Source organism: Mucilaginibacter pineti (assembly GCF_900101875.1).
Lineage (GTDB): Bacteria > Bacteroidota > Bacteroidia > Sphingobacteriales > Sphingobacteriaceae > Mucilaginibacter > Mucilaginibacter pineti.
This window is the reverse complement of the sequence record NZ_FNAI01000012.1, coordinates 125097-146471: the sequence shown is the minus strand read 5'-3', so window position 1 is coordinate 146471 and position 21375 is coordinate 125097. Positions and strand designations below refer to the sequence as shown.

Sequence of the window (21375 nt, the reverse complement as noted above, 5' to 3'; positions counted from 1 at the left end):
ATTTACAGTTTGTAAAATTTTAGCTGCAAATTTATTAATTAAACTATAGTTATATACGTAATTTACAACCCTAAACTATTAAAAAACCCCTAAGTAATGTCGTTGAAAGTTAAACCACTGTTAATGATCCAAAACGACGATACCATTTACAGACTTTTGCTTATAGGTTTATTCATAGCAAGCCCATCATTATACTATTTGTGCTATAATAACTCTTATGATCCCGTTTGGTTTAGGGTAATCAATAGTTTTTTATGCCTCGCTGCCTTAGCATTTTCCTTCGGCATCAATAAAACTGTTTATAAGGCCAGCACATACGTTACTATCTTATCGTTTCTGGTTATTAATAATTGTATTTTATTGGGTAACAACGGCTTTGATCATGCATACCTGTTTAGCTCCATTACCATATTTATAGCACTTACCCTTTTTTGCAAAAAAAGATGGGAGTTTATTGTTATAAGTTCGGTTAATTTAGTTGCTATAGTAATCGCCTATTTTATAGCGCCTAAGCCCGAGATTTCGGCCGTTGTGCTCGCTGTACTCCTTGGCATTTTCACGCTCATAGCATACGTATCTTTCCTGGTGGTTTTAGCTTATCAATATAAATTAAGTAACGCCGTTAACAAGGTAATGGACCTCAATACCGACCTCTTGAACAACGACGGTATGCTACGCGAAAGCCGGGAACACTTAACCTCTCTTATTAACTCCCTAAACGATATTATTTTTGAGTTTGACGAAAATAAGGTTTGCCTTAACGTATGGTACAATGAACTTACAGAACGAATTGTTAACCCCGGCATAATGATCGGGAAACGCCTTGACGAAGTATTACCACCAGAAAAGGCCGAAAAATTTATCACTGCGCTTGATTATGTGATTGCCAACAGGCTCCCTACTTCCATAGAATACATTTCTGACTATGGCACCGGGCATTGGTTTACCTGTAATATGATGCCGGTATTTGACCGCAACGGTGCGTATGCCGGGCGAATTTCAGCCGCCGTTATTGACATATCCGAACAAAAGAAATATGCCGAAGCACTAAAAGCAAACGAAGCTTTACTGCTGGAAGCGCAGGCCATATCAAAAACCGGTAACTGGTGGTATGATCACGGCACCAGCGAAACCTATTGGTCTGATAATTTATACACCTTGCTTGAAATTGACCGCATCCCTGCCGAGATGAGCAAGTTTCATTACTACATAAGCCTCATCCATCCGGATGATCGTGCCAATGCCGAAAGCTTTTTATCATCTATCCATAAAATACAGCAGCCGCAGTTTGAACATAAGTTCATTACTCCAAAGGGCAATTTAAAATACATCAAGATCATCCGCGGAGATTTATTGCGCGAAGATGATGGCAATCATAAGCGCATTTTTGGTGTATTGCAGGATATTACCGAAGCCAAATTATCAGAAAAAGCGGTGAAAATAAGCCAGGTTGAGCTGATGGAGGCGCAGATAATAGCTAAAATTGGTAACTGGAAATGGGATTTGACCAGCAACCTGCTGTCATGGTCTAATGAGCTGAATACAATTTATGAAACAACTTCTGCAACCACAGGAGCACGAAATTTCTTAAAGCTGTTATTAAAATTTGTGCATCCTAACGATGTATATATATTAAAACGTTTGTTAAAAAACCCCGAAGGTTTAAAAGATATATCGCATGAATACCGCATTGTAACACCAGGCGGCAATGTAAAATACCTGAGTATAATTATAGGTAAACTAATGTATCGCGAAGATGGTACGCTGCGCAAGGTAATAGGTACCCTACAGGATATCTCTGAACGCAAACAGGCCGAACTTGATTATCGCCAGGCCGAAAATAAATACAAACTGGTATTGGAAACCATAAGCCTTGTTGCATTATCGTTAGATAAAAATGGGGTTATTATCTTTTGCAATAAATACCTGGCCAACCTGGTGGGTTACTCGCAAACAGAGATAATTGGTATGAACTGGATGGATCACTTTGTGCCCGACGATTTGAAGGACTTTTTGAAAAACTGGTTTAAAACCAATAGCGTTATCGGACATTTTGTTAACCCTATTGTTTGCCGCAACGGCGAACAGCGTATTATAAGCTGGCAAAATACCGTTAGCTACGATGAAAACGGCGGTCTTAAAGAAACCACAAGTATTGGTGAAGATATTACCGATCAGCAAAAGGCGCAGCAAGAACTGATCTGGGCAAAAGAGATGGCTGAGAAATCATCCAAGTTCAAATCGGAATTTTTATCGATCATGAGCCATGAGATACGTACGCCAATGAACGCGGTTATTGGCACTACCAATTTGCTCATCAGCGAAAATCCAAAACCCGAGCAACTGGAATACCTTAATACCCTAAAATTCTCGGGCGAAAACCTGCTGGCTATTATCAATGATATACTGGATTATAATAAAATAGAGGCCGGTAAATTAGAGTTGAATAATTCGCAATTTAATCTCCTGCAGCTCATCAATAATATAAAGCAGTCGTTTTTACCAAAAGTTACCGAAAAACAGCTGACGCTTGATTTGTTCATTGACGAATCTATCCCCGAAAATGTAACCGGCGACTCGATGCGTTTAAGGCAGGTATTGAATAACTTAGTAAGCAATGCCGTAAAATTCACCCACACAGGCACGGTAACCATTAAGTTAGAGAAGGAACAGATTCACGATACCAGCGTTACCGTTAAATTTACCATTGCCGATACCGGGATAGGCATCTCGCCCGAAAGCTTTAATATAGTATTTGATCCTTTTATGCAGGATCAGCAGGTTATTAACAACGAGTATGGCGGTACAGGCCTGGGCCTTGCCATTACCAAACGTTTAATTGAGCTGCACAACAGCTCCATAGCCGTAAGCAGCGAGTTGGGCAAAGGCACTATATTTACCTTTGCAATAGCATTTAAAATTGAGGCTAAAACCATTGGCGATAACCCAATTACCCAATCGGTGCCGGGTGTAGCGCTCAACCTGCATGGCATGAACATATTGGTGGTTGATGATAACAGGATGAACCTGATGATAGCATCGCGCTTTTTGAAGAAATGGCATGCCAATGTAGATGAAGCCATGAACGGCGAAATTGCAGTTAATATGGTGGCCAATAAAGCCTATAACCTAATTATTATGGATTTACAGATGCCTGTAATGGATGGGTTTGAGGCAACGGCAATCATTAAACAAAGCTATCCCCAAATACCAATTATAGCACTAACTGCTGATGCCATGCCAGAAACACACAACAAAGCCTTTGAAGCTGGCATGAGCGACTATTTAACCAAACCTTTTATGCCAGAAACCTTGTTTGAAAAGGTGGTAAAACACTCCATAAAAACAACGGCAGGGATAAATAGCCAGAATGTTATTTAAGTGTTTCAATTATAAAAGCATAAAGGCTTGCTTTTTCCTCCAGTTCGGCTACCAAGCTGTTATCGCCGGTGCCGTAGTGCCCCGCCTGTTTATTAACCAATAACAATATAGGATTGGTTTGAACAGGCCTGCTCTGCAGCTTTGCGGTAAATTTAAAGGAGTGCAACGGAGGTACCCTATCATCATTTTCGGAAGTAATGATAAGCATTGACGGATAGTTAACGTTGGCCTTTATATTGTTATATGGCGAATAATTATACAACTGTTTAAAGCCCGCACTATCGGCCACACTGCCATATTCGCCGGTGTGAAATTGCCCTACGGTAAAGTTTTCGAAACGAAGCATATCCAGCGGAGCTACAACAGGTATTGCTGCTTTAAACAGATCGGGCCGTTGAATGGCGGCTTCGGCAACCACCAGTCCACCATTTGATGCGCCCGATATGGCCAGTTTTGCCGGGCTGGTATAACCTTGTTTTATGAGGTATTCGGCACCGGAGATAAAATCATTAAATGAGTTTTGTTTATTTAAACCCTTACCTCCTTTTGCCCATTGGTTACCCAACTCTCCACCGCCTCTTATACAGGCATAGGCATATACACCGCCATTATTTAAAAAATACACAATACCGGGATCAAAGCTTGGCGTATTTATAACACCAAAGCCACCGTAGGCTTCCAAAAGCGTTGGGTTATTGCCATTAAGTTTAAGCCCCTTTTTGTAGATAAGCAAAATAGGTACCTTAACAGAATCATGGGTCACGTATTCCGATTCCTGGTAAACAAAATTTTCGTAGTCGAAACGAACAGTTGACGGTCGGGTTAACGTGCTAACATAATTATCTGTATTAATGCTAAACACCACTGGCGGTCTTGTGTACGATTGATAGCTGTAAGATAGTTCCTTATCATCTGGCAAACCCCTTAATCCACGAATTGATGTGCCAATGGGAAAAGAGCGTTTGCCTAATACTTTACCATCATAATCCGTGGCAACTATTTCAGGGTGCAGTTTGGCTTGATAAACCGAAATTATTTTATCCTTTAATGGCACTGTTTTCATTAACACCGCTTCGGAATATGAGGGCGCTAAAGGTTTCCATTCCCTGGGATTCGCCGGGTCAATTTCAACTATACTTCCGTTATCTGCTTCGTGAAGGGTTGTGGCTATTAGTTTACCGTTATGGCTATCTATAACATCAATCGCAAATTTTAAGTTAAGAAGCAGGGGTTTTAAAGTTGGCTCTGCATCTTTATAATCAATATAAAAATAATTGTTCTTACCTGTATTAGGATTATGTTCGCTCAAAACAAAAAAACGACTATCGCTGGTGGTTAAAAAGTTAAACCGGATGTTAGGGTCATTCCGTTTAAAGATTAGCGAATCCGAACTTTGCGGCGTACCAATTTTGTGATAATATACAGTTTGCCCCTGCGTTTTGCCCATATTGCTAACCGGCGGATATGTTGAGTAAAAGAAACCATTACTTTGCCACGCAATATTGGAAAACTTTACATTTACCAAATGGTCATCGAGGCTTTGTCCCCTAATAACCGTAACCATAATTTCGGCCCAATCGCTGCCATTGCGACTAAATTCGTAGGCCAGGTATTTTGAATCGGCGGATACCTCATAATCCTTTAATACAATCTTGTCTTTATGTGATATAAAATTAGGATCTACAATAATAGTTGGATCATTATCCTTTATAGTGTTTTGGACAAACAAGGCCGGCACATCATAATCGTTTTGGTAGGCATAAGTAAAGTAATACTTTCCCTTTTTAACAGGATCTTTATAGATAACGTTTGCTATTCCGTCAATATACCGGTAGGTATTGTTTTTACCTGAGGCTCTATTTATAAATTGATTGGAGATCTTATTTTCATCATTCACCCATTTTTTCAGTTCGGGATCGCGCAGATTTTCCATCCAGCGGTAATCATCAATAATCTTATATTTATTATAAAATTCCTCAGTAACGGGTCTTACGCTTGCTACCGGATAGGTTATTGTTTGAGCAAAAGCTAAGTGGAAACAAACCGAGAAAAATAACGTGAAAAAGAAAGGCTTCATAAATAAAAAGGGTGCAAAAAGCACCCTGCTAAAATAAGCTATAATTATAAATGGCAATATTAATAATATGTAACAAAAACAGTACTTACTGTACCGCCAAGTGATATTAATTAATCTCCTCTTTAACCTGCCCGCACTCTTTCATATGCTCAGGAAAATAGGGATTTTCTATAGTTTTAGTTAGCGAGAGCCAGTAACCACCTTTTCCAGCGTCGACCATTGGGCAGTAGTCAACGTAAATTGGGGGTGTTTTAAATTTGGCGCCTTTTATAAGCGTAATAATATCTTTACTTAGCAGTAAAAACTCGGCACGCTGGTTTTTTACATCATCAGTGGTGGCAATTTTGTGCGCGGTTACGGCGGTTTCGGTGCAGCCCTTTATACCAGTCAGCTTGGTTTCCAAAGCCGTGGCAGCACTTTTAATACCTCCAACATCCGACTTCAGGAACTGATCTTTAAGCGCGATATAACCTTTAAACACATCGGCAGTGTTGGCCGTATCAACCGCTACCTGGGCAATAGTTGATACTTTTGAGCTATCCGGTTTAGCCGCAGCAGCTGCCGAAGGCTTTGTGGTTTGATTACAGCTCTGGATAGTTACAATTGCCGCAGCTATGGCAATACTATTGATGATCTTTTTCATAAGCGTGTATTTAGTTTGTACGTATCGCCTCCACCGGATCAAGCCGTGAAGCAAAATACGCAGGAATGATTCCCGAAAATACACCTATTGCTACAGATATTGTCATCCCCCTGATAACATTATTTAAATCGAGCACAACTTGTATATCTGCTGCTGCCTTTACCGCAAATGTTAACAAGTAAACAGCAAACAACCCTATGAGCCCCCCGAGCAGGCATAACACCACGGCTTCGATTAAAAACTGCAATAAAATAAAGTAATTTTTAGCACCTAATGATTTCTGGATACCGATGATATTAGTACGCTCTTTTACGGATACAAACATGATGTTGGCAATACCAAACCCGCCCACAACTACCGAAAAACCACCGATAATGGCACCGGCAATATTAATGATACTAAACACCCTATCCAACTCATTGGTAAGCATGGTGGTGCGGTTCAGCGCAAAATTATCTTCCTGGTTGGGCCTTAAACTGCGAATAGATCGCATTAATCCACGAATCTCACTCTCTACATCATCAACCGGAATCCCCTTCTTACCGCGCACGATAAGCGAAGGCCCATATCTTTCGCTTTGAATATCAATTATATTACGGGCAAAATTAAGCGGTAATAAAACCTGCTTATCTGTTGATATGCCCAGCATATCATTACCTTGTTTTGAAAAAACACCAACAATGGTTACGTAACGTCCCATTACTTTAATCTGTTTCCCTACACCATCACCGGCAGGGAAAAGGTCCTTAGCTATATCGAAACCGATAATAGTTATAGGTGCACCTGTTTTTGATTCCATTTCGGTAAAATACCTGCCCCCTGCAAAATCAAAATTCCAGGTTTTGTTATGATCTTTTGATGCTGCACTTATGCGCGCACCATCAACAGTGTTGCTTTTATATTTAATGGTGCGTCTGTCAATACCAACTTCATAAGATACCGCTTCGGCCGTTTGGCTGCGGCGTTCCAGTTCATTAAAATCACGCAGTTTTGGTTCTGGCCTTTGCAGATATTTCCACCAAGGGAAGTCGCTGCCACCTACCCAGGGCCATTTTTCAACGTAAACGCTGTTATTGCCCAGCTTATTCACGCTGTTTTGCAGATTATTGCGTAACGTATCAACCGCCGATTGCACCGCTATAATAGTAAATATGCCTATTGTTACACCCAGTAACGACAGTATGGTGCGCAATTTATTTTGCCTCAACGCATCGTAAGCAAACAAAAAGCTCTCCCTGAAAAGTTTTAAAAATAGCATATAACTTATTTTGGTTTCAATGGTTATTACATTGTTAAGCCTATATTAGGGCGAAACAATTATAACGGTTGAATATTTTTAGATTTTAGACGTTGCAGCATCAATTAAGTTACATTATTTTTTGATTAAACTGAATACCACGAAAACAAATCGTTCATAAAAAAATCTACCAAATTAACAAAAAAAATTCATACATTTGCGCCCTGAAAATTCATATACACAAGCATGAAATTATCTCAATTCAAATTCAATTTACCTGAGTCACTAATAGCACACAACCCTTCTGCAACCCGCGATGAAGCTCGCTTAATGGTTTTACACAAAGATTCAGGAAAAATTGAGCATAAAATATTTAAAGATGTGCTGGATTATTTTGATGACCAGGATGTAATGATCCTGAACAATACCAAAGTATTCCCTGCGCGCTTATATGGAAATAAAGAAAAAACCGGCGCAACCATCGAAGTTTTTTTGCTGCGCGAGTTAAACAAAGAATTACGCCTTTGGGATGTATTGGTTGACCCCGCACGTAAGATACGCGTAGGCAACAAATTATATTTTGGCGACGACGATTTGCTGATTGCCGAAGTTGTTGACAATACCACATCACGCGGCCGTACCATCCGCTTTTTGTTTGATGGTACGGAAGAAGAATTTCGCCGTAATGTGGAGATCTTGGGCGAAACACCACTGCCTAAATACATTAAGCGTAAAGCTACTGCCGAAGATAAAGAACGTTACCAAACTATTTTTGCCAAACACGAAGGCGCTGTTGCAGCCCCTACAGCTGGTTTACACTTTAGCCGCGAGCTAATGAAACGCCTTGAACTTAAAGGTGTTGATTTTGCCGAGGTTACCCTGCACGTTGGTTTAGGAACCTTCCGCCCGGTTGAGGTAGAGGATTTAACCAAGCATAAAATGGACTCAGAGCAGTTTATCATTGAGCAAAAACAAGCTGATATTGTAAACCGCGGCATCGAACGTAAATCACGCATCTGCGCTGTTGGTACAACTTCAATGCGCGCTATTGAATCGGCTGTATCTGCAGGTAAAACGCTTAAACCGGCTAACGACTGGACCAGCAAGTTCATTTTCCCTCCGTATGATTTCAGCATAGCCAATTCAATGATCACCAACTTCCACACACCAGAATCTACCTTATTGATGATGGTATCGGCATTTGGCGGTTATGAGCATGTAATGAACGCTTACGAAGTTGCAGTAAAAGAAAAATACCGTTTTTACAGCTATGGCGATGCCATGCTGATCATCTAATTATTTAGATTTCAGATATAAGATTTGAGATATGAGTTTTTTTCATATCTCATTTTTTTTGCCTTAGATTTGAATCATAGATTATGCTAATGGGCTGTCATGCTGAGCCTGTCGAAGCATAGCGGGCAAAGGCCTCTGCACTCAACCCTTCGACAAGCTCAGGGTGACAGGCCAACCAAGTACCATTAATAAACAATGACCGATACCACACCTCACACTCCCCACCTCACACCCCACAATTATGTGATCATCGTTGCCGGTGGTTCTGGAAGCAGGATGCAATCTGCGGTGCCAAAGCAGTTTTTGTTATTGCATGGCTTGCCGGTTTTAATGCATACCATGCAGGCTTTTGAGCAAACGGTTATTAAGCCCGTTATCGTATTAATAATGCACCCTAATTTCCATGCTTACTGGCAGGAACTATGTTCCAAATACAATTTCAATATCCCCCACCAATTGATATCTGGCGGCGAAACGCGTTTTAACTCGGTAAAAAACGGGCTCGACCAAATAGATTGCGACAGTAATGCCCTAATTGCCATACATGATGCCGTAAGGCCGATTACCAGTGCCGGCATAATTGAAGCATCGTTTGCGTACGCCGCGTTGCATGACAACGCTGTTACGGCCGTTAAAAGCCGCGATTCTATACGGCAGGTTAAAAACGGCGTATCGGTGAGTTTGTTAAGAGATGAGATTTACCTGGTACAAACCCCGCAAACGTTTAAAGCAGGCCTGCTTAAAAAAGCTTACGAACAACCCTATACAGAAAGTTTTACAGATGATGCCAGCGTTGTTGAACAATATGGCATTGCCATTAACATTACCGAAGGCAGCTATGAGAATATAAAAATCACCTTTCCGGAGGATATTGCCATTGCCGAATTGCTTTTAAGCAAAAAACCATCGGCCTAAGATTGCCGATGGTTTTATTTTCATTTAGTAATGATTTTGGGTTATGCCCGTCGGATAACTCCTAATAGTACAGCTATAATAGCTATAACTAAAAGTATGTGAATTAAGCCACCACCAAATGGGTGAATAAATGCTCCGAACAACCATCCTATAACCAGGATAACGGCGATAATGTACAATAAGCCTCTCATGTTTATGTTTTTTAGTATTAGTGATAAATATTTTAAGCCTAATACTAAAATCATTCCAAAAAGTAGTGCCCAATAAAAAAGCCCTTAAAAAAGGGCTTTTTATGTTGATTAATATTCGTCTTCGTTGAAAAAGAAATCATCCTTGGTCGGGTAATCCGGCCATATTTCTTCAATATTTTCATACGGTTCACCATCGTCTTCCAGCGCCTGCAGGTTTTCAATAACCTCAACAGGAGCTCCAGAACGAATAGCGTAATCAATTAATTCGTCTTTTGTTGCGGGCCAGGGCGCATCTTCAAGGTGAGATGCCAGTTCAAGTGTCCAATACATGTTTCTCTATATTTTATAATTATCAGTAAATTTACTTTTTCGCAAAAGTATAATATTTTCAATTGGAATATCAATATTTTTTTTCACATTTTCAAATACGTGGTATCCATTGATTTTCAGGAATATTGTGCTCGTTTGCAACCTTCCTGCTTAAAGTGAACAGGTAATCGCTCAATCTGTTCAGATAAATATTCACTTTTTCATCCACTGTACTTTCCTGCGCCAGGTTTACGGTAAGCCTTTCGGCCCGGCGGCAAATACATCTTGCAATATGGCAAAACGAAATGGTATTACTGCCCCCCGGTAATATAAAATGACGTAACTCCGGCAATTGCTCGTTCATGGCGTCCATTTCCTGCTCCAGTAGTTCTACATCGGCCATATGCAGGTCGGGAATTATCATTTTTGATTTTTCGGGATCAGATGCCAGTGAGGAGCCTATTGTAAACAACCTGTCCTGTATCTGCTTCAATAACTCTTTATCATGGGCGGTTATATCCTGATCGCGGATGAGGCCGATGTAGGAGTTAAGCTCATCAACGGTACCATAGCTTTCAATACGCAAATGGTGTTTGGCCACGCGAGTACCTCCTATTAATGATGTATAACCCTTATCGCCTGTTTTAGTATATATTTTCATGTAAGTATCAATTTTAAAATGCCGTACACGGTAAAGCACATTGGAACGGCAAGTCTGTTTTTACCAAAGTGAATATATAATTTTTACCGGTAAAAGCCGTGGCTCATTAACGCCGATAAGCACTCATTTTTGTTTTAGTATAATTTTTGCTGATAAAATGCAGTTTATAAAGCAACAGCTTTAACGCCTAATTTGTAATATTGTGAAACGTATTTATATGTACCCAATGAAATCCATCATACAATCATCCAAAATATTGTCTATCATAGCCGCCGGGCTTGTAATGTCGGCCTTTAGCTGCGGCGGTGCCGGTAATACTAAAGCAGCCGACTCGGCAAAAACTACAGCTGTTGCTAAATCCAAAACCTCCATCAGCAGTATTTTAACAGAGAAACAGTTTAATGACCTTTTTCCGCAGCGCGATAAATTTTATACCTATGCCGCTTTTATTAAAGCAGCTGACGAATTGGGCCAGATAGATATTAAGATCAGTCGCCGGGCTGTTTCGGTTTACCAGTTTATACGTACCGATAAAAAAACAGGCAAAAGCGCTGTGGTAAGGCAAGACGGCGATTGGAACGAGGAATGGGCCAAAAAGAAACCCGACAGTGTGTTCACTGTTGATTACGGCGAGTTTTGTACTGCCTTTGGTGCCGATGCCAACAAGAAAGAGCTGGCGGCCTTCTTTGCGCAGATAGCACATGAAACCCGCCACGGCATGAACGGCAGCTATACTGATGGCCTTATGCTCATCCACGAAAGCAATACAGAAAATACCTACGTATCTGACAGTGACGAATACCCGCCCGTTGCAGGTAAAAAATACTACGGCCGCGGACCAATGCAGTTGAGTTACAATGGCAATTACGGCTTTGCATCAAACATTATTTTTGGTGATCCAAAGATTCTCCTGAACACGCCCGAACTGGTGGAGAACGACCCGGTAGTAGCCTTTAAAGCAGCCATATACTTCTGGATGACCCCCGAAACGCACAAACCATCGGCACATGATGTAATGACCGGCAAATGGCAACCCAACGCGGTAGACAAGGCCCACGGGCGCACTACACCGGGCTTCGGTATGACCATTAATATTGTAAACGGCGATGTGGAATGCAACAAAGGAGAAGACAACTACGGCATGAATGATCGTATTGGGTTTTACCAATTCTTTTTAAAGAAACTTGGCGTTACCGATGCCAACTGCGCCTGCTCATGCGGCAAAATGGAACCTTATAAGTATTAATATATAAAAACCAACCGGCACCCTAACCTTATGAAAAAATTATTAATCCTGGTGCTACTCATCAACCTTTGCACTTTTGCAAAAGCGCAAACCGAAGCAAATAGATTAAAAAACCAGGAATTAAGCAATGATAGATATATGGCCGAAGATGTTAAAGACCATTTTAAAGGCTTGGATCTATCAATGCTTTGGACTATTACAGAAAATCAATTTATTTACGGCTTTATTGGCAATGAGCACCAGCGTATCTACATTAAATTTATAAAGGTTACTAAGTCACCCTCGAAGGCACATGTGTATGAGGTATTTGGAAAATCAATGGTAAAGAATAATGTTTGCGATTTTCATGGCACTATTACTATTACCAACATCCGCAAAGTGAAGTTCACATCAACCGGTGTTGATAATGAGTATAAAAACAAAGGTATTAAAGGCCAATATCGCACCCTCGGCGATTACAATTTTGCCGAGAATAAAACCCAACCGCATTCGGGTATATTTAAAGGGCACTTTGAAACCAATTTTTATGTAGATAAAAATAACAATGTTAATTACGATGCTCTTGAAAAAGAAGCGGATGGATTTAATAACAACCAATTTGCCGGGATTTGGATTCCTTACAATGGTAAAACAAACAAAATTTGCAACTGGGGAGATTACCGCATACTCAACAGCGGCGACTTTGATGGCGGCGCAGGTGAATTTTCTCCTACAGATAAATATTTGAAACTGGGATGGCAAAGTGTTAGGGATGCCTACGGTAACGGCCCAAATGCCAAAGCAGCGTTAAAAGCAGAACAGACTAAGTGGTGGAAATAGTATTGGCATAAACCCTTACAATTGCAAGTTTATAGTACAGCTTACTTCTTCAGCGTAAAAGTAAACCTTGTATACTCCCCAACTTCTGAACTCACGTTTATTTTACCGCCTAAAGCCTCAACCAAACTTTTAACGGTACACAAACCAATACCAGAGCCATCTTTATTAAAACGATCCTTAGTGCCCAGCGTTGTTCCCGATTTAAAGATCATTTCAAAATTTTCAGATGCAATGCCAATCCCGTTATCGGTAACGTTAAAAGTGTAAAACCAGTTATCTTCAGCAAAATCTACCTTAATAATTCCCTCGGGTTTGTTGTTATATCGTATTGCATTATTGAACAGGTTAATCATAATTTGTTCAAAAGCCACTAACGAGGTGGTTATTTTTATAGGTCGCAAGGGTACCTCTATTTTAAACTCCAGCGGTATATCAATCAGCTTCACTACGCCTTCCAATAAATGTAAAACCTCGGCTTCCTCTTTATTTTGAGCGAGTATTTGGTTTGATTTGGAGTAGGCCAGCATCTTCTCTAACAAGCCTATAAGCTTATGCGATGAGTTGTTGATGATATCCAGAAACTTATTGCCCTTTTCATCCAGCTTATCCTTAAAACGATCTTTAAGCACCTGGCTGGTGAGCAAAATATTGGTGAGCGGGTTACGGATATCATGTGCAGCCATTACTGCAAACTTTTCCAGGTACTCGTTTGATTGTTCCAGTTCGCGGCGGGTATTGTTAAGCTCTGTTACCTTCTTTTTCAGCTCGAGCTGGGCCACAACCTGGTTTGCCAGTGCTTTGAGTGCTATAATCTGGCTATCATTAAGTTCGCGGGCTTTATGGTCAATAACGCAAAGCGTACCCAGTGCATACCCATCCGGGTTAATGAGCGGTACACCTGTGTAAAAAATAACTTTGGGGGTACCAGTAACCAGCGGATTGTCGGCAAATCGTTCGTCGGTAACCGCATTTTTCACTACCATTACCTCCTGGGGTTCCAAAATAGCATGGGCGCAAAATGCAAGTTCCTTTGGGGTTTCGCTTACTTCCAGGCCTTTGTTCGATTTAAACCACTGCCTGTCGTTATCAATTAAGCTAACCAAAGATATTGGCGTTTGGCAAATTTCAGATGCGATGAGGGTGATCTCGTCAAAACCTTGCTCGGGCAAAGTATCCAGAATTTGGTATGAATTTAAAGCCGCAAGGCGTTCGCGTTCATTTTCGGGAATTGGGGGTTTTAACATTAATAATTATAAAAACTTTATAGCAGGTAAGTTACAATTATAAGTTTATAAACTTTACTTGTAATTTAATTAATTGCAGATACGAAACCAATGAAAACCCGGATTGTTTTAGGGCCACAAATAAGTTTACAACTATCGCATTACAGCAGGCAAAATATACTGCTGCATCATTTTATCAACCTGCGGATGCGCATATGCCGCATTATAGGCTGTTGCTGTTATGATAATTACCAGCGGCTGATCTTTAAACACAAATATTTTATTGCCGCCGTTTCCTGAGCAATAAAAGGTTTCATAAGGTTTGTTGTTTACCAAATAGGTTTTATTCCAAAACAGGTAACCGTAAAACCCGTCGCCTACTACATCTTTTGGTAATGCCAGGTGCTTGGTGAATGATTGCTTAATCCAATTTTCCGGAATAAGCTGTTTACCTTTCCATAAGCCGCCGTTTTTATACAGCTGCCCAAATCGCGCATAATCTAACGACCTCATTTGCAAGCCTCCCGCGGTGCTGGGTATGTTTTGTGGTGTGTATTGCCATTGATATTTTTTTATACCAAGCGGCTTAAACAATTTTCCATCAGCATATTTTTCAAAACCACCAGGAACAGATTTATTAAGCACATCGCCCAAAACTACTACCCCGGCCGTAAAATAATTCCATTGTTTGCCGGCTATTTTAGTACTATCTACCTTTAAACCAAGTGTAAATTGCACCCAGTTGGGTGTAGGGTACATATTTTCTTCATAACCCGGCGAATTGTCGTCGTTATCATCGGCATCAAAAACAGAGCTCATGGTAAGCAAGCTTTTCAGGGTAATGTTTTCTTTTAACGGCGAGTAGTTGTTGAATTTTTTAAGGTCGTAAAAATCTTTCAGCATTTGGTTCTCGCTTTTAATATACCCGTCATGAATGGCTATCCCCATTATGGCCGAGGCAAAGGTTTTACCAACAGATCGCGGGTTATGCAACGAATCGCGGCTGCTGCCATTAAAATATTCTTCTATAAGCAGTTTGCCGTTTTTTATAACCACTACGCTGGTAATATCCTTAAATTTGTTTTGCGCTATCTGTTGGTTCAGCGCCTTTATCTTTTCTTTATCATAAGCTTCTGCAGATACCGGCCAACCACTGTTTGGTTTAATAACTTGCGGCTCAATAGCTTTAGCACTAACTGCGGGCATTATGATATTTATTTGTCCCAAGGCTATAACCGGTCCGGTTTTTAGAGTTGTGGTGTTAACATACGGCCTTGCTTCTATTTTAAGCAAATGTGTGCCGGTGGTAAACGCGTCATCGCCACCGCCAAGCAGGCAAAACCTAACCCATAATGAACGTCCCCATGAATCTTCGCCCCGGTTGCTGATCAGCGGTGCATGCACCGTGGTTTTAATATTTTTATTGACAGCCAGTCCTGCCCCTTTATTTAAATTTTCTGTGTAGAGCAATTTACCATCCACATAAAAAGCAAATTGAAAGTTCCCCTTATTGAACTGCTCTACCGTTAATGATGAATCAACCTGGTGTTGATAATTTGTTAGTGAATTGCCCATGAAGATCCGCATATACAGGTTATTTGCGGGTTTCAGTTCAAAGCTGTTTAATAAATCTGTTTGTTTAAGTTTTTGCAGGCTGATGGTATCTCCAACAAATACAATTTTGCCAATATTGGCCTTTTGTATAGGTAAAGTGATTGGTTCGGGTGTAGTTATATTTGTTGTTTGTGCAAACAAATTACCCGCGAAAACCAAGGCTAAAGCTAAGATGCAATAAGGTTTCATAGGCGTAACGATAATTGGGGGTAACATGTAGTACAGGCTCACACGTTATTGCCAAGCCGTGTTAATTAAAAAATATCGAACAATGAACCCTGGTTATACTAAGGTCTATACCTCCTCAACCCGGCGACTAACGGTTTGAATCTCGGTATTTTTGTAATCTTTTTCAATCAGTCCATCGCGCATACGTACTATACGGTGGGCATGCAGGGCTATATCCTCTTCGTGCGTTACCAATATAATGGTATTGCCTTTGGCATGAATATCTTCAATAAGGCCCATAATTTCAATGGAGGTTTTGGTATCGAGGTTACCTGTAGGCTCATCGGCCAATATGATAGATGGATCATTGATCAATGCGCGGGCTACGGCTACACGCTGGCGCTGACCACCCGATAACTCATTGGGTTTATGATCTACACGGTTACCAAGGCCTACGTTTTTGAGGGCATTGGTGGCACGTTCGGTACGTTTTATTTTGTTGATACCGGCATAAATAAGCGGCAGGGCAACATTGTCAAGCGCGGTACTACGCGGCAGCAGGTTAAACGTCTGAAAAACGAAACCGATCTCAGAATTACGTACTTCAGCCAGTTCGTTATCGCTCATGTGGCTTACGTTTATCCCGTTGAGGATGTATTCGCCTTTGGTTGGGGTATCTAAACAGCCCAAGATATTCATCAGGGTTGATTTGCCCGAACCTGAAGGACCCATCAGTGCTACAAACTCGCCTTTATTAATAGTTAACGAAACAGATTTAAGCGCGTGGATCACCTCGGCACCTATCACATATTTGCGTCCGATATCGTTAATGGTTATTAATGGCTTAGCAGTATTCAATGGCTCCATGTAATTTTTTTTGTTTGGACTACGGGAGTACCTTAAATGTTACAAAGGAAAGTCAAAATTCAAAATTAAAAAGTCAAAATGCCTTTTAGCTTGCCAAACAGTGCAAGCCCTTTTTGAATTTTCACTTTTGAATTTTGACTTATTTTTCAATAACCTTAGCTACCAGGAAAAAGTCCTTATCGTGCTTAGGGGCGTTTTGCAGTCCTTCTTCGTGGGTTATTTGTTGTTTAACAACATCCTCCCGTAATACGTTGGCGCCCTCAGTCATATAAACCAGCGGCTCCACGCCAGATGTATCCAGTTCGTTAAGCTTGGCCATAAAATCAAGGATCTTGCTCATGTCCACTATCATTTCCTGTTTTTCGGTTTCGGTGAGTTCTAAACGGGCCAGGTGGGCAACTTTTTCAACTGTTTCTTTATCTATGGTCATGCTTGCTGCAATTTTTTAGTAATAATAGCGTGAACCTCATCGCGCAGGGCGTCGGCATCATCAATGGTTAAATGGGCCGTTTCAATGGGTTTATGTACAAATATATTACAAATTCCGGGTCTGCTGCCATATTCTTCGCCGGTATCCCAAAGCACCTTCCAGGTATCAAGGGAGGTTATGGGTATTATGGGCACCTTCATTTCAATGGCCAGCCTGAAAGCACCGTTCTTAAAAGGGTATAAAACAGGCGGATACTCGTCGGGAATGGTGGCTTCTGGAAATATCACCACGCTTACGCCATTCTTTATCCGTTCGGCAGCCGTCTTAATAGCGCGAAACGATGAAATCTTGCTTTCACGGTTCACCGTTATATCAATTGTACGGAAAAACAGCCCCAGCACATAATTGTGCAGCAGTTCTTCCTTCCCTATAAAACAAAAATTATTATGCAGATGCTGGCTTATGGCCGAGATATCAAGATTGGAAGTATGATTAGGGCAGATAACATAGGTACGGCTCCAGTCAACAGGCTGCTCAAACTTAGCCCTGTAAAATATGCCCGATAAGCTGGAACTTAAAAAGATGATGAGTCGCCGGATCTGGTTGATATATTTATAAAGTTTAGGCTTTTTGCTGAGCGGATACAGCACGGGCCAACATAAGGTAAAAAAGAAAGCGACACTAACCCGGTAAAATTGGGTATGGATCTTTTTCAATATCAATTTCATGCTTACCAAAAATAACAAAAACTTATTTAAGCCAAAGCCTAAACTTGGGCAGGCTGTAACCCTCCTTCAAGTTTTGCTTTCATAATGGCATAAACGTCATCACGCAGCGTATCGGCATCATTAACGGTAAGGTGTGAAGTATCGATGGGTTTATGGATGTAAAAATTACAAACGCCGGGACGGCTGCCGTATTTGGTGCCGGTGTCCCACAAAATTTCCCAAGTGTTGGCGCTGGTTACAGGTAAAATAGGGATCTTTAATTCAATAGCCAGGCGAAATGGACCGTTCTTAAACTCGCATAGTTGTGGCGGATACGTTTCGGAGATCATTCCTTCGGGGAAAATGATGAGGGTGATACCTTCCTTCAATTTTTCCTCGGCTTTTTTAAATGCCCGGAATGCCGACATTTTACTATCACGGTTTACAGGAATATCGACCGAACGGAAGAATAATCCGGTAACCAGACCGTCCGCTAACTCCTGCTTGCCCATAAAGCTGCAATTGTTGTTAACCAGTACACACATGGCCGAAATATCAAGGTTGGAGGTATGATTTGGGCATACGATATAGGTTTTGCTCCAGTCGATAGGCTGCTCATATTCAAACCTATAAAAGATTCCTGCAAAGGCCGAACTGATAAGTGCCCACCAGCCGCGCAGCTTATTCATTGCCCGGTAACGCGATGGCTTGCGCGAACAATATTTGAAAAAAGGCCAAAACAGAAAATAGGAAACCGCAACGCTAAACACATAAAAATAGATGTGCACTTTTTTCAATATCATTTTCATCGACATCAAAAATAGAAAAATTCCTTACTTTCGCACACTATGGAAACTGTTGTTAGTGGCATCCGATCAACCGGAAACCTGCACTTAGGAAATTACTACGGCGCATTGCAAAACTTTATAAAAATGCAGAGTGAATTTAACTGCTATTTTTTTATTGCCGATTTGCATTCGTTAACCACGCACCCTACCCCTGCAGATTTACATACCAATGTGAAGCAGGTTTTAGTAGAGTATCTGGCTGCCGGTATCGACCCGGAAAAGGCTACTATTTATGTACAAAGCGACGTACCTGAAATAGCCGAACTATATTTATACCTTAACATGAACGCCTACCTTGGCGAACTGGAACGCAGCACTTCATTTAAAGATAAGGTACGTGCCAATCCCGAGAATGTGAACGCTGGCCTGCTTACCTACCCGGTATTAATGGCTGCGGACATTATTATTCATAAAGCAACCAAAGTGCCTGTTGGTAAAGATCAGGAGCAGCATCTTGAAATGGCCCGCACTTTTGGGAACCGTTTTAACAGGTTGTATAATAACGATTACTTCCCCGAGCCTTATGCGTTTAACTACAGCAGCAACCTGGTAAAAATCCCGGGACTGGACGGTAAAGGAAAAATGGGTAAATCAGAAGGTGAAGGCAATGCTATTTTCCTTGGCGATACGCCCGAGGCTATCCGCAAAAAGGTTATGCGCGCCGTTACAGATGGCGGTCCGACTACCGAAAATCAAACCAAACCACAGGAGATCCAGAATTTGTTTGACCTGATGAAGGTTGTTTCATCGGCCGATACTTTAACACATTTCGATAACCTGTATAACACCATGAGCATCCGTTATGGCGACCTTAAAAAGCAGCTTGCCGAGGATATGATCATAGCCACCGCCCCCATCCGCGACCGTATAAACGAAATTGCCGGCGATGCCGAATACCTGCGTAAAGTAGCCCGCCTTGGTGCCGATAAAGCTCGTGAAAGCGCTCAAAAAACCATTAAGGAAGTACGCGAAATTATAGGGTTTAAGAATTTCTAAAGGGTTCATGGTTGATAGTTCATGGTTCATAGTGTATATTAGTCGGAGTTTCATTGCATAGCAAATGATTGATATATTAGATTTTATACAGATCTATGAACTATGATCTATGAACCATAACCCATGAACTAAAATAAATATGCACATAGCGATAGTAGGAAACATTGGTGCCGGTAAAACTACCCTCACCGAAATGCTGGCCAAAAATTATGGTTGGGAACCATTGTATGAAGCCGTTGACAACAACCCCTACCTGGAAGATTTTTACAGCGACATGAAACGCTGGAGCTTTAACCTGCAGATCTATTTCCTGAATAGTCGTTACCGCCAGATAATTGACATTCAAAAGAGCGGGCGCAACATTATACAGGATCGTACAATTTATGAGGATGCTTACATTTTTGCCGAAAACCTGCACGATATGGGCCTCATGACCACCCGTGATTACGAAAACTACGAATCGATATTTGATAATATTACCGAGTATATAAAACCACCTGATCTGTTGGTTTACCTCAAAGCATCGGTGCCTACCTTGGTAAGCAACATACAACGCCGCGGTCGCGAATATGAAATAGGCATCCGCCTTGATTACCTTTCAAAACTTAACGAAAAGTACGACAAGTGGATAAAGAACTATAAGCTGGGTAAATTGCTGGTGCTGGATAAAGATAACCTCGACTTTGCCAACAACACCGAAGATATGACCACCATAGTGAACCTCATAGAACGGGAAGTTAACGGACTGTTTTAGGCGAGGTTCGGGTTACGGGTTGCCAATTTCGAGTATGTATACCCGCCTACACAAGTCACTATCAATTTTAATCAACACTATTAACTCGCCACAGGTAACACGTTCCACGCAACACAAATGAAAATCCTCGGCATAATTCCTGCACGTTACGCATCTTCACGATTTCCGGGGAAGCCATTGGTTGATATTGCGGGTAAAAGCATGATACAGCGGGTTTATGAACAGGCTAAAAAATGCAATGATTTAACCGAAGTTATTGTAGCTACCGATGACGACCGTATTTTTAACCACGTACAAGCCTTTGGCGGCGTAGCGGTAATGACCGCCGCCGATCACCAAAGCGGCACCGACCGTTGTGCCGAAGTGGCCTTATTACACCCCGAATACCATGTGGTTATCAATATACAGGGCGATGAACCATACATTGATCCCGAGCAGATCACCAAGCTGGCTGCCTGTTTTATCAATCCCGATACACAGATAGCCACCTTGATAAAAAAAGTGCTTACTGTTGAGGAACTGCACAACACCAACTCGCCTAAAGTGGTGATCAATAAACTATCCGAGGCTATATATTTTTCACGCTCGGCCCTGCCGCATATACGCGGACAAGAACCCGAAAACTGGCTGGAATTTTACACTTATTTTAAACACATAGGCATTTACGGTTACCGTGCCGATGTGCTGCAGCAGATCACCAAGCTTCCAATTTCGGGCCTCGAAAAAGCCGAAAGTCTGGAACAGTTGCGCTGGGTTGAGAACGGCTACCGCATAAAAGTTGCCGAAACCGAACTGGAAACCCATGCCATTGATGTTCCTGAAGATCTGTTGAAGCTGAAGTTGTAGACGTAAACCTACTTGCAAATGCTCCATGCCTAGCTTAAATAATTGTTGTTATATTATGCTATATAAATCTTTATATATTTGTATAAATACGAGCAATATATAAGAAGATACATTCGCCGCCTGCACCCGGCATTGGATATCGCAATA

20 protein-coding genes are annotated in these 21375 nt (G+C 41.2%); 8 read left to right on the top strand and 12 right to left on the bottom strand.

Annotated elements, in window-relative coordinates; all coding sequences use genetic code 11:
• Positions 1-96: 96 nt before the first annotated feature.
• On the top strand, positions 97-3381 hold the full coding sequence (locus tag BLS59_RS22830; RefSeq protein ID WP_091152929.1) for a PAS domain-containing hybrid sensor histidine kinase/response regulator: 3285 nt from the start codon (positions 97-99) through the stop codon (positions 3379-3381).
• Here BLS59_RS22830 and BLS59_RS22825 read toward each other — a convergent pair.
• From BLS59_RS22825 to BLS59_RS22815, 3 genes are all read right to left on the bottom strand, one after another.
• Positions 3374-5458: a prolyl oligopeptidase family serine peptidase gene (locus BLS59_RS22825; RefSeq protein WP_091152927.1), complete on the bottom strand. Its 2085-nt coding sequence runs from the start codon at positions 5456-5458 to the stop codon at positions 3374-3376. The genes BLS59_RS22830 and BLS59_RS22825 overlap by 8 nt on opposite strands.
• A 106-nt stretch (positions 5459-5564) precedes the next feature.
• A complete protein-coding gene (locus tag BLS59_RS22820; RefSeq protein ID WP_091152924.1) occupies positions 5565-6101 on the bottom strand; it encodes a DUF3347 domain-containing protein in 537 nt (178 codons plus the stop codon).
• Positions 6102-6111: 10 nt separating this feature from the next.
• Positions 6112-7359: an ABC transporter permease gene (locus tag BLS59_RS22815; RefSeq protein ID WP_091152923.1), complete on the bottom strand. Its 1248-nt coding sequence runs from the start codon at positions 7357-7359 to the stop codon at positions 6112-6114.
• Between the two features lie 225 nt (positions 7360-7584).
• On the opposite strand from BLS59_RS22815, the gene queA reads away from it, so the two are divergent.
• Positions 7585-8634, top strand: a complete 1050-nt coding sequence (gene queA, locus BLS59_RS22810; RefSeq protein ID WP_091152921.1) for a tRNA preQ1(34) S-adenosylmethionine ribosyltransferase-isomerase QueA — start codon at positions 7585-7587, stop codon at positions 8632-8634.
• Positions 8635-8829: 195 nt separating this feature from the next.
• Positions 8830-9549, top strand: a complete 720-nt coding sequence (locus BLS59_RS22805) for a 2-C-methyl-D-erythritol 4-phosphate cytidylyltransferase (RefSeq protein ID WP_091152918.1) — start codon at positions 8830-8832, stop codon at positions 9547-9549.
• A 41-nt stretch (positions 9550-9590) separates the two neighbouring features.
• Here the strand turns inward: BLS59_RS22805 and BLS59_RS22800 are convergent, their stop codons facing one another.
• From BLS59_RS22800 to BLS59_RS22790, 3 genes are all read right to left on the bottom strand, one after another.
• Positions 9591-9740, bottom strand: a complete 150-nt coding sequence (locus tag BLS59_RS22800) for a lmo0937 family membrane protein (RefSeq protein WP_110585189.1) — start codon at positions 9738-9740, stop codon at positions 9591-9593.
• Positions 9741-9848: 108 nt separating this feature from the next.
• Entirely contained in the window at positions 9849-10070 is a 222-nt protein-coding gene (locus BLS59_RS22795) for a DUF2795 domain-containing protein (protein ID WP_002996718.1), read from the bottom strand.
• Between the two features lie 91 nt (positions 10071-10161).
• Positions 10162-10710, bottom strand: a complete 549-nt coding sequence (locus BLS59_RS22790; RefSeq protein WP_091152914.1) for a cob(I)yrinic acid a,c-diamide adenosyltransferase — start codon at positions 10708-10710, stop codon at positions 10162-10164.
• Positions 10711-10936: 226 nt separating this feature from the next.
• On the opposite strand from BLS59_RS22790, the gene BLS59_RS22785 reads away from it, so the two are divergent.
• Complete coding sequence (locus tag BLS59_RS22785) at positions 10937-11956, top strand: chitinase (RefSeq protein WP_162842742.1); 1020 nt, start codon at positions 10937-10939, stop codon at positions 11954-11956.
• A gap of 30 nt (positions 11957-11986) precedes the next feature.
• Positions 11987-12775, top strand: coding sequence for a hypothetical protein (locus BLS59_RS22780; protein ID WP_091152911.1), 789 nt, complete (start codon positions 11987-11989; stop codon positions 12773-12775).
• Positions 12776-12816: 41 nt separating this feature from the next.
• On the opposite strand, the gene BLS59_RS22775 is transcribed toward BLS59_RS22780, so the two are convergent.
• The 6 genes from BLS59_RS22775 to BLS59_RS22750 all read right to left on the bottom strand — a co-directional run bounded on the left by BLS59_RS22775 (position 12817) and on the right by BLS59_RS22750 (position 18593).
• Entirely contained in the window at positions 12817-14019 is a 1203-nt protein-coding gene (locus BLS59_RS22775; protein ID WP_091152909.1) for a sensor histidine kinase, read from the bottom strand.
• Positions 14020-14151: 132 nt separating this feature from the next.
• A complete protein-coding gene (locus tag BLS59_RS22770; protein WP_091152907.1) occupies positions 14152-15801 on the bottom strand; it encodes a serine hydrolase domain-containing protein in 1650 nt (549 codons plus the stop codon).
• A 105-nt stretch (positions 15802-15906) separates the two neighbouring features.
• Entirely contained in the window at positions 15907-16647 is a 741-nt protein-coding gene (locus tag BLS59_RS22765; protein ID WP_091152904.1) for an ABC transporter ATP-binding protein, read from the bottom strand.
• A gap of 139 nt (positions 16648-16786) precedes the next feature.
• Positions 16787-17077: an Asp-tRNA(Asn)/Glu-tRNA(Gln) amidotransferase subunit GatC gene (gene gatC, locus BLS59_RS22760; protein WP_091152902.1), complete on the bottom strand. Its 291-nt coding sequence runs from the start codon at positions 17075-17077 to the stop codon at positions 16787-16789.
• On the bottom strand, positions 17074-17805 hold the full coding sequence (locus tag BLS59_RS22755) for a lysophospholipid acyltransferase family protein (protein WP_091152900.1): 732 nt from the start codon (positions 17803-17805) through the stop codon (positions 17074-17076). Before BLS59_RS22755 ends, gatC begins: the two co-directional genes overlap by 4 nt.
• Before the next feature lie 38 nt (positions 17806-17843).
• Positions 17844-18593 (bottom strand): lysophospholipid acyltransferase family protein, encoded by a 750-nt coding sequence (locus BLS59_RS22750; RefSeq protein WP_091152899.1) that lies wholly within the window; start codon positions 18591-18593, stop codon positions 17844-17846.
• Positions 18594-18632: 39 nt separating this feature from the next.
• Between BLS59_RS22750 and trpS the strand changes: the two genes are divergently transcribed.
• The 3 genes from trpS (at position 18633) to kdsB (ending at position 21228) form a co-directional block, all read left to right on the top strand.
• The gene (gene trpS / locus BLS59_RS22745) at positions 18633-19628 is read left to right on the top strand and encodes a tryptophan--tRNA ligase (RefSeq protein WP_091152897.1); all 996 of its coding nucleotides are present in this window, start codon (positions 18633-18635) and stop codon (positions 19626-19628) included.
• Between the two features lie 139 nt (positions 19629-19767).
• Entirely contained in the window at positions 19768-20382 is a 615-nt protein-coding gene (locus BLS59_RS22740) for a deoxynucleoside kinase (RefSeq protein ID WP_091152896.1), read from the top strand.
• A 117-nt stretch (positions 20383-20499) separates the two neighbouring features.
• Entirely contained in the window at positions 20500-21228 is a 729-nt protein-coding gene (gene kdsB, locus BLS59_RS22735) for a 3-deoxy-manno-octulosonate cytidylyltransferase (RefSeq protein ID WP_091152894.1), read from the top strand.
• The last annotated feature ends 147 nt before the right edge of the window (positions 21229-21375 follow it).